Raw genomic sequence first — 9,146 nt, 5'->3', positions numbered from 1 at the left:
CACTGCCGAGCGCGCCAACCCGTCGATGGGGGTGCCCGAGACGGCGCTGCTCCGGCTGATCAACAAGCGCGTCACTCCCGTGGTGGACCCGCCCGACTACCGCCCGCTCGTGCGTGAGCTGCTCGCGCACCAGACCCTCTCGCGGCGGACCACCTCGGCCCGACTCGGGCTGCCGCCCGCGACCCACGAGTGGGTGCAGGAGCTGTCACGCACCTGGGTCGAGGAGATCGAGAAGCGCGGCTACGACGTCGTCGGCGACGTCGGCGACCTGATCGGTCGGCCCGCGGACACCTTCACCGACCCCGACACCTCCCCCGCGGCGGACCTCCTGCAGCCGGCGCTCGACTCGATCAAGGCCCTGCTCGTCGAAGGCTCCCGGCTCCGCGAGTCGGAGGCGACGCTGGCGCGCGATCTCGACGAGACCCGTCGCGCCCTCGACCTCGCCCGCCGCTCCAGGGCCGAGAGGACCGTGCAGTCGCTGGAGACGAGCCGCTCCGGCCGGGCCGCGCTCATGGCCTACCGCAAGCTCCGCCGGCGCTGACCGGGACCTTGTTGGTCGAGCCGGGGACCGGCGCCCGAGTTACCGAACAGTCAGGGGTCTCGCGGCGAGATTCCCCGCCGTACTGTGCGGTAGCGCGAGGGGGGCCGGGCGGGAGCCTCGGCGCAGCTGACTCGGGCAAGGGCTACCCGCGCGGCCGGGCCAGGATCTCGCGGTCGGCGTACCGCCCGACCTTCCAGGTCGCGTAGCCGTCGGCGCCCATGCCGACGAGGCCACCGACGACGGGCACGCGCCGTCCGATGGTGACCGCGAGGCGCTTGCCGGCGACCCGGGCGACGAGGTCGGCGCCCACCTCGGCGCTGATGATCTTGTCGAGCCCGGCGTCGTGGACGGGGGCGGTGGCGAGCGCCATCGGCGGGGCGGGGATCTTGCGCTTCTTCACGAGCTGGGCGACGGACTCCTCGCCGAGCAGCGTCGTCAGGACGGCGTTGCGCACGCGCGGATCGCTGAGGTCGTGCCCGCGCAGGTGTGCGATGCCGGCGATCATCCGGCACTGCACCAGTGTCAGCCCGGTGACGTTGGCCGGGATGGTCACGGCGGCGGTGACGAGGCCGCCGACGTTGGTCAGGAAGCCCTGTGCGCCGGCGTAGCGGACGTGGTTCTCGATCACCTCGTGGATCGCGCGCTCGACGTTGCCGTGCTGCTCGGCGAGCTGCTTGTCGGCGGCGGCCGCGGCGCCCGGAAGCGGCCCGACACCCTCGATGGCACGGTGCAGCGCCTCCCGGACGAACGACGTCGTCAGCCCCGGTGCTGCCTGGGTGATCTTCGGCGCCAGGCGCTTGCCCACGTTTCCGCTCAAGCTCATGGCACAAGCCTAGGCGCCGCACGCACGAAGTAGGTTCGCCCTCATGCCTGTCCTGCCCGAGCCCTCCCCGTGGGTGTTCCCCCAGCCGACCGACTGGGACCCCGAGGACGACCTCGTCGCGATGGGCGGCGATCTCGCGCCCGGCTCGCTGCTCGCGGCCTACGCGCAGGGTCTCTTCCCGATGCCGACCGGCGGGAGACGCGACCCGATGGGCTGGTTTTCACCCGTGCGCCGCGGCGTGCTGCCGCTCGACGGGCTGGTCGTCTCGCGCTCACTGAGGCGCTCCGCCCGCCACTTCGAGATCCGGGTCGACACGGCGTTCGAGCAGGTCATCGACGCGTGCGGGGATCGCGGGCGCCCGGACGGCTGGATCACCCCCGAGGTGCGCGCTGCCTATCTGGCGCTCCACGACCTCGGCTGGGTGCACTCGGTGGAGGCGTGGCGCGAGGACCGGTTGGCGGGCGGGCTGTACGGCGTGAGCATCGGCGGCGTGTTCGCCGGGGAGTCGATGTTCCACCGCGAGCGGGACGCCTCGAAGGTCGCGCTGATGGGGCTCGTCGACCTGCTGCGTGACGAGTACGCCGACCGGCGGGTGCTCGACGTGCAGTGGGTGACGCCGCACCTGGCGACGCTCGGCGTGGTCGAGATCCCGCGTGCGGCCTACCTGCAGAAGCTCCGCCGGGCGCTCGGCGCGCCATTGCCGGCAGCCTTAGACGACGCAGCTCGATGAGGCAGGCTGTAGCCATGAAGAAGCCTGCGAAGACCGGACTGCTCACCGCAACACTCGTGCTCGTCGGCGCCTCGCTCGCTGCCTGCGGTGGCGGCGGTGCTCCGACGGACGCGTCCGAGGACGAGTTCTGCAAGGAGCTGAACAGCTTGTTCTCCGACCTCGGCTCGATGGCCGGGACGTCGCAGAAGGAGGCGACCGCATCGATCAAGTCCTGGGCCACGGACCTCGAGAAGGTCGGCACGCCCAAGGACATGCCCGACAAGGCGCGCGACGGCTTCGAGCTGATGATCAAGGAGGTCGGCAACCTCGACGAGAACGCCACCAGCGAGGACTTCACCAACCTCAATGAGGACCTCTCCGCCGGCGAGGAGGCGGCCTCCTCCGCCTTCGAGAAGTACTCCACCGACACCTGCGGTGCTCCTGAGCTTCCCGAGCTGCCGGAGATCCCTTCGTCGTAGTCCTGCCTACTTGAGCAACCTGCTGAGCCGCCGGTCGGCCAGCGGCTTCCCGCCGGTCTGGCAGGTCGCGCAGTATTGCAGGCTCGAGTCGGCGAACGACACCTCGCGGACCACGTCACCGCACACAGGGCACGTCTGGCCGGCTCGGCCGTGGACCGCGAGGTTCGACTTCTTCTCGCCCTTGAGCTCGCTGGCGTGCAGCCCGCGCGAGCGTTCGACGGCGGCGCCTATCGTGCTCTTGACGGCATCGAACAAGGTCTGCAGGTCGGCGTCCTCGATGCTGCTGGCCGGCTTGTACGGCGACATGTGCGCCGCATGCAGGATCTCGTCGGAGTAGGCGTTGCCGATGCCGGCGATCGTGCCCTGATGGCGCAGCACGCCCTTGATCTGCTTGCGTCCCTCGGACTGCAGGATCGCGCTGAGCACGTCGATGGTGAACGCGTCGTCGAGCGGATCCGGCCCGAGCCGCGCGATGCCCGGGACGTCCTGGGGGTCGCGGACGACGTAGATCGCGAGACTCTTCTTGGTGCCCGCCTCGGTGACGTCGAGGCCTGCCTGCTTGTCGGAGTCGGGGTCGTCGATCACGATGCGTGCCGCGAGCGGGTTCTTGCTGTTGGGCCGGGCCGGCAGCGCGGGCACCTCGTCGCGCCAGCGCACCCAGCCGGCACGGGCGAGATGCATGATCAGGTGGGTTCCCGACGCGGTGATGTCGAGGAACTTGCCGTGCCGCGTGACGTCCTCGACCAGCGTGCCGTGCAGCGAGTGCAGCGGGGGGTCGAACGTCTTCAGCGCGCTGAACGCCGCGAGGTCGATGCGGGTGATCGCGCGGTCGAGGAGCCGGCCCTTCAGGTCGAGGGCCAGGGCCTCCACCTCGGGCAGCTCGGGCATGGCATCGAGTCTAGGTCGCCGCGAGCCTCGAATCCTTGACTCATCGGAGAGAATGGAGCATGGCTCTCGCGCGACCGTTGCCGATGACGGGATCGATCTTCTTCGACACCCGCGGCGAGGACCGCGCGCTGCGTGTCTCGTGGCACCACGACGCCGATCTCGTGGTCGTGTCGCTGTGGCGCGACAACGTGTGCAGCGGTTCGTTCCGGCTGACCGTCGAGGAGGTGCCGGCGCTGATCGACATGCTCAGGCGCGGGCTCGATGCGGCCTACGCCGTCGCGGCCGCGCGCGAGGACACGCGACCGCGCTTCGAGCGGGGCATCCACCACGCGGGCTAGGTCTACGGATTTCGCTAGATTCGCCGATACGGTCCCACGGTGGACCCGATCAGGAACCCGTATGCACCCGGCGCCGGCCAGCGACCCCCCGAGCTGGCGGGGCGCGACGAGCAGCTGCAGGCCTTCGACGTCGTGCTCGAGCGTGTGGTCAAGGGTCGGCCCGAACGCTCTCTGGTGCTCACCGGGCTGCGCGGCGTGGGCAAGACGGTGCTGCTCAACGCTCTGCGCTCGGCTGCCGTACGGCGACGATGGGGGACCGGCAAGCTGGAGGCCCGGCCCGACCAAGGGCTGCGCCGGCCGCTGAGCAGCGCCCTCCACCAGGCGGTCCGCGAGCTCGGCCATGCCGACGCCGAGAGCGTCCACCACGTGCTCGGGGTGATCAAGTCCTTCGCGCACCGCGACGCCGGGGCGGGCGCCAGGCTCAAGGACCAGTGGAGCCCGGGCATCGACGTGCCGGCGGTGCGTGGACGTGCCGACTCCGGTGACATCGAGATCGACCTGGTCGAGCTGTTCACCGACCTCGGCGGGCTGGCCGCCGACGTCGGCAGGGGGATCGCGGTCTTCATCGACGAGATGCAGGACCTCGGACCCGACGACGTCTCGGCACTGTGCGCCGCCTGCCACGAGATCAGCCAGACCGGGCTTCCGGTCATCGTCGTCGGTGCCGGCCTGCCCCACCTGCCCGCCGTGCTGTCCGCGTCGAAGTCCTACTCCGAGCGGCTCTTTCGCTACCAGCGCATCGATCGACTGGCCCGCGACGCTGCCGACCTCGCGCTGACCGCGCCGGCCGAGGGGGAGGAGGCGGCCTTCACCGCCGACGCGCTCGAGGCGATGTATGCCGCCACGGGCGGTTACCCCTACTTCATCCAGGCCTACGGCAAGGCGGTCTGGGACCGCGCCCCGCGCTCGCCGATCACGGTGGACGACGTGCTGGTCGCGACGCCCGAGGCCGAGTCGGAGCTCGCCGTCGGTTTCTTCGGCTCGCGCTACGAGCGGGCGACACCGGGGGAGCGGGAGTACCTCCGCGCGATGGCAGATGTCGCGGCCGCGTCTGAGGATCCGGCGGTCGACGCCGTACTCACCGCCGACGTCGCCGCCACCCTCGACAAGAGGCCGCAGTCGCTCTCCCCGGCCCGTGACGCCCTGCTGAAGAAGGGCCTCATCTACTCGGGCGAGCGCGGCCGGATCGCCTTCACGGTGCCGCACTTCGGGCGCTACCTGCGCGAGCACGCGGGCTGAAGGGTCGAGGCGAATCGCGTGGGTCGTGATCCGCGCAAGACTTCCCTGACCAGTGCGCCCTGATCGGCGGGCACCACCGGCAGTCGGCTACAGCTAGCGGACGCGCTCAGTCCGCATGTGGCGACATGGTCGTCCCACGAGCAACGCAACGACCACCAGGAGCCAGTCATGATCCAGCCCGCCCGCCTCGATGAAGCAGCCGCCCTCGCCACCTTCCTGCGCGAGCAGGTCGACGCGGTCCGCACCTCCGCATTCGGCCTGATCGAGGATGAGGCGCGCCTGACACCGACCCGTAGCGAGCTCAGCCTCGGCGGCATCCTCAAGCACCTGGCCATCTGCTGGCCGACGTGGCAGCGCCGCGAGGCCTGCGAGCGAGGCGACCGCGGCTGGGAGCTGACCGAGGCCGACTACGGCATGTTCTACGGCAGCTTCGCGTTGGCCGAGGACGAGACGCTGTCGCAGATCCTCGAGGAGTACGACGCAGCGACGGCCGCGCTGATTGCCGCGGTCGAGCACCTGGATCCGGACGCCGACGCCCGGGCGGCGCCCGCCCCGTGGTTCGGCCGGATGGAGCCAACTCCCGTGACCACGCGGATGCTGGCGCTGCACATGATCGAGGAGTTCGCCCGGCACGCCGGCCACGCCGACCTCGTCCGTGAGCAGATCGACGGCGCCCTGGCCGGCCAGCTGACGATGGCCGTCAACGACATCCCCGGCAACGACTTCATCCAGCCGTGGGAGCGCAGCGTGGACTGATCCCGCGCAGCGCGTGGCTGCGACAAGCACCCGGACGAGGCGGCGGTGAAGCGGAGCGTTAGCGACGAGAGGCGCGACGAGAGCCCTAGGCTTCTCGCATGAGGCCGCAGGTCGTCGCCCACCGAGGCGCCAGCCATGAGAATGCCGAGCACACGCTACGGGCCTACAAGCGCGCGATCGAGGTGGGGGCAGGGGCCCTCGAGTGCGACGTACGACTGACCGCCGACGGTCACCTGGTCTGCGTGCACGACCGCAACCTGCGTCGGACCGCGGCCGCCAGGGGCGTCATCTCCACGATGAACCTCGAGGAGCTCGATGAGCTCGACTTCGCATCCTGGAAGAACCCCTGGGCCGACTTCGACGACGAGGCACCGGACGAGGACCCGGAGGACAACAAGGTCCTCACCCTGCGCAAGCTGCTCGAGACGGTCGCCGACGCCGACCGGCGCGTCGAGCTGGCGATCGAGACCAAGCATCCGACGCGGTACGGCGGTCTGGTCGAGCGCCGACTCGTGGAGCTGCTCACCGACTTCGGGTGGACGGGCGACGACTCCCCGGTGCGGGTGATGAGCTTCAGCCTCACCGCGCTGCAGCGGGTCCAGCGGATGGCACCACGGATCCCGCTGGTGATGCTGATCGAGAAGGCGCACCACTGGCCCATGCTGCGGCGTGCGGTCGGCAAGGACTGGATCATCGGTCCCGGCATCGATGAGCTGCGCGATCACCCGGGGCTCGGCAAGCACCTTCGACTGGCCGACCGCGAAATCCACGTCTGGACCGTCAACACGGCCGAGGACCTCCAGATCTGCCTCGACCTCGGCGTCACCGCGGTGATCAGCGACAAGCCGGCCTACATGCTGGAGTTGCTGGGCGTATAGCGTCTGCGCCATGGCCAAGAAGTCCCGCATCAAAGCCCGCGACACCGCTCCCGTCGACGGTGAGGTCGGTCCGCGCCAACCCTGCCCGTGCGGCTCGGGCAAGCGCTACAAGGCGTGCCACGGTGCCGCCGGCGGTGCCGCACCGGTGTTCGTCAGTCGCCCCTTCGCCGGGTTGCCCGGCGAGTGCGACATCATCGCGCTGCGCGAGCTGGTGCCCGCCGCTACTGTCCCGCTGAGCGTGCCGAGCACGGACCGCGAGGTCCGGCTGTGCACGCTGCTGCCGATGGCAGCCCCGGCGATGGTCCGCGACAGCGGCGCGATCTGGCTCGGCCTGCAGGTCGCGCACCAGTACGGCGACCCGGCGCGCGACCTCGGTGCGGTGCTCGAGGCCGCCATCGCGACCGAGAAGTCCGGCATCGTCGGCCTGACGTCGGCGCCGGGTGACGGCCCGCGCCTGCATGACCTGATCACCAACGACTCGCTCGACATCACCGTGCACGACGGCTTCGGCTACTGGATCGACGACGTCGAGGACCAGGACGCTGCGATGGTGGCCGCGCTCGAGGAGGCCAACGGTTCGGCCAACCCGACCGTCCGGCTCAACAGCGTCCAGGCGGCGTACTGGACCGACGTCGGCCCCAAGGAGCACCTGCGGTGGGTGATGCCGCACCAGGAGGATGAGCTGCTCAGCGCGCTGGCACGGCTGCACGCGGCCGGCCAGGACTCGGTGGCCGAGGGTTCGCGCTTCGTGGGCATGTTCCGCGCGCACGGACTGCTCGCCCCGGTGTGGGACCTCCCCGTCGGCACGGGGGCCGAGGTGCTCGAGGCTCCGGCAGCGAAGTTCGCTGATGCGCTGGCCGACGCGCTCGCCACGGGGGGCGACCTGAGCGCCGAGGAGCGCTCCGCGCGAGCTGGTCTAGCCAACCGGCAGGTCACCATTCGATGACCAATGACACCCCGCGTCTTGTCTGCGGAGTGACTGGAGAGTAGATTTCGCCCTGCCCGGTCGTTGTTGCATCCCCCGTCAACATCGGCCGGGCTTTCCAACGCCTACGGCGAATTCGGTCACGACAACTCTGGGTGTCGCCGGTTCTGGCCTGATCGGGCCGAGATGGGGCTCTCGTCGGGCTGTCCATGACGGTATGAGGCCTCGATCGGCTCTCGGTCGGGGTCCGCTTAGCGTTGGGGCATGAGCGGTCATCATGTCCGCACCCACTCGTACCCTGTGGGCATGAGCGAACGCGGCTGCCTGATCGTCGTTTCCGGCCTACCCGGTAGCGGCAAGACCCTGGCGGCCAAGACGTTGGAGACCGAGCGGCCGGGAGTCCGCTTCTGCCCCGATGAATGGATGACCACGCTTGGGGCAAGTCTCTGGGACGGCGAGCTGCGCGCCCGTGTCGAGTCCCTGCAGTGGACGACGGCCCTTCAAATCCTCCGTGCCGGGGGCACCGCCATCATCGAGTGGGGCACCTGGGGCCGAGACGAGCGCGAACGACTGCGGGCAGAAGCCCACGCCGTCGGCGCGCGCACCGAACTGCTCTATCTCGACGTGCCCGTCGACGTCTTGTGGGCACGCATAGAGGAGCGCGCGATGGAGGATCCCCCGATGAAGCGGACTGATCTGGTGGAGATCGACGACTTCGTGCAGGGGCAGCGCCCTGATGAGGCAGAGCATCAGGCGTTTGACGTGGTTCTCTAGCCGCTGAACTGCGTTGGCCCTGACGCCCAAGGAGGCTGGTGCCGACCCACGTACTCGCGGGCGCGCTCCAAGGGATCACGCCAATACTGGTCCGGCATGCGGTGGTGGTGCTGCTCGCAGAACTCAGCGAGATCGACCGCGACCTCGACGCGTTCCAGTGGGTGACCTTCGAAGTCGGTGTTGACCGCGAGCAACTGCTGTGCGGGATTCCAGCCGGAGTGGTCGAACGCCCACCCGTTCCACCTCGCGTAGGTGTGAAAGACCTGCTGCTCGCCCTTGGCTCGCACCGCCTCAATGCCAAGTGACTGGTCCGCGTAGGTGTCGCGGCAGACCCACGCGAGGATGTGGCAGGCACCTGAGGCGAAGAAGGCTTGGTCCGTCCGTTCCCATGAGAGGCGTTGGTCGGACCGCTCGATGTCCGTCCGTCGAAACGCTCCGGCTGCTTGGGCGGAGGCGGGGACGGTGGCGTCATCGAAGGGCATCAACTCAGGTCCTTGCGGAAGTGCACGTCGGAGTGCTCGGGCGTAGGCACACCGTCCCAGCGGAAGATCTGCCTGTACCCGTGCCGCTCGTAGAAGCCGGGCGCTTGGAACGTGAACGACGTGACGAACACATGGGTGCAACCCCGACCAGCGGCTTCGGCCTCGAAATCGGCGAGCAGTCCGGACCCCACGCCGGTACCCCGTGACTCTGGGTGCACCCACACCATGCCCATGCCGCCCGCGTCACCCCACGTCCATCCGCTGACTCCGCCGACGAGTTCACCCGCGCTGTCGCGGACTTGCACCGTCAGTTC

The 9,146-nt window shown here is 69.8% G+C and carries 12 protein-coding genes and 1 pseudogene; 10 read left to right on the top strand and 3 right to left on the bottom strand.

Annotated elements, in window-relative coordinates:
- Positions 1-541 (top strand): annotated as a pseudogene (locus tag RMO85_RS00570) (hypothetical protein); the annotation flags it as partial.
- 142 nt (positions 542-683) lie between these two features.
- Here the strand turns inward: RMO85_RS00570 and RMO85_RS00565 are convergent.
- Positions 684-1,364 carry an EcsC family protein gene (locus RMO85_RS00565; RefSeq protein WP_310525785.1) on the bottom strand — a complete coding sequence of 227 codons (681 nt, stop codon included), beginning with the start codon at positions 1,362-1,364 and terminating at the stop codon, positions 684-686.
- Between the two features lie 43 nt (positions 1,365-1,407).
- Between RMO85_RS00565 and aat the strand changes: the two genes are divergently transcribed.
- Positions 1,408-2,094: a leucyl/phenylalanyl-tRNA--protein transferase gene (gene aat / locus RMO85_RS00560; RefSeq protein WP_310525783.1), complete on the top strand. Its 687-nt coding sequence runs from the start codon at positions 1,408-1,410 to the stop codon at positions 2,092-2,094.
- Positions 2,095-2,108: 14 nt separating this feature from the next.
- Complete coding sequence (locus RMO85_RS00555) at positions 2,109-2,552, top strand: hypothetical protein (protein ID WP_310525781.1); 444 nt, start codon at positions 2,109-2,111, stop codon at positions 2,550-2,552.
- 6 nt (positions 2,553-2,558) lie between these two features.
- Here the strand turns inward: RMO85_RS00555 and RMO85_RS00550 are convergent, their stop codons facing one another.
- The gene (locus RMO85_RS00550; RefSeq protein WP_310525780.1) at positions 2,559-3,440 is read right to left on the bottom strand and encodes a DNA-formamidopyrimidine glycosylase family protein; all 882 of its coding nucleotides are present in this window, start codon (positions 3,438-3,440) and stop codon (positions 2,559-2,561) included.
- Positions 3,441-3,499: 59 nt separating this feature from the next.
- On the opposite strand from RMO85_RS00550, the gene RMO85_RS00545 reads away from it, so the two are divergent.
- The 7 genes from RMO85_RS00545 (at position 3,500) to RMO85_RS00515 (ending at position 8,655) form a co-directional block, all read left to right on the top strand.
- A complete protein-coding gene (locus RMO85_RS00545; protein WP_310525778.1) occupies positions 3,500-3,778 on the top strand; it encodes a hypothetical protein in 279 nt (92 codons plus the stop codon).
- A gap of 39 nt (positions 3,779-3,817) precedes the next feature.
- Positions 3,818-5,017 (top strand): ATP-binding protein, encoded by a 1,200-nt coding sequence (locus RMO85_RS00540; RefSeq protein WP_310525777.1) that lies wholly within the window; start codon positions 3,818-3,820, stop codon positions 5,015-5,017.
- 168 nt (positions 5,018-5,185) lie between these two features.
- Entirely contained in the window at positions 5,186-5,773 is a 588-nt protein-coding gene (locus RMO85_RS00535; RefSeq protein WP_310525776.1) for a DUF664 domain-containing protein, read from the top strand.
- Between the two features lie 98 nt (positions 5,774-5,871).
- A complete protein-coding gene (locus RMO85_RS00530; protein ID WP_310525775.1) occupies positions 5,872-6,651 on the top strand; it encodes a glycerophosphodiester phosphodiesterase family protein in 780 nt (259 codons plus the stop codon).
- Positions 6,652-6,661: 10 nt separating this feature from the next.
- Positions 6,662-7,597: a DUF5926 family protein gene (locus RMO85_RS00525; protein ID WP_310525774.1), complete on the top strand. Its 936-nt coding sequence runs from the start codon at positions 6,662-6,664 to the stop codon at positions 7,595-7,597.
- A 285-nt stretch (positions 7,598-7,882) separates the two neighbouring features.
- Positions 7,883-8,350, top strand: coding sequence for an AAA family ATPase (locus RMO85_RS00520; protein WP_310525772.1), 468 nt, complete (start codon positions 7,883-7,885; stop codon positions 8,348-8,350).
- A gap of 38 nt (positions 8,351-8,388) precedes the next feature.
- The gene (locus RMO85_RS00515; protein WP_310525771.1) at positions 8,389-8,655 is read left to right on the top strand and encodes a hypothetical protein; all 267 of its coding nucleotides are present in this window, start codon (positions 8,389-8,391) and stop codon (positions 8,653-8,655) included.
- A 176-nt stretch (positions 8,656-8,831) separates the two neighbouring features.
- Here RMO85_RS00515 and RMO85_RS00510 read toward each other — a convergent pair.
- A partial coding sequence (locus RMO85_RS00510; RefSeq protein WP_310525770.1) for a GNAT family N-acetyltransferase occupies positions 8,832-9,146 on the bottom strand: 315 nt, incomplete at its 5' end.

This window comes from Nocardioides sp. (assembly GCF_031422975.1).
Taxonomy (GTDB): domain Bacteria; phylum Actinomycetota; class Actinomycetes; order Propionibacteriales; family Nocardioidaceae; genus Nocardioides.
Note: the sequence above shows the minus strand (reverse complement) of the source record. Positions and strands in the feature narration are given on the sequence as shown.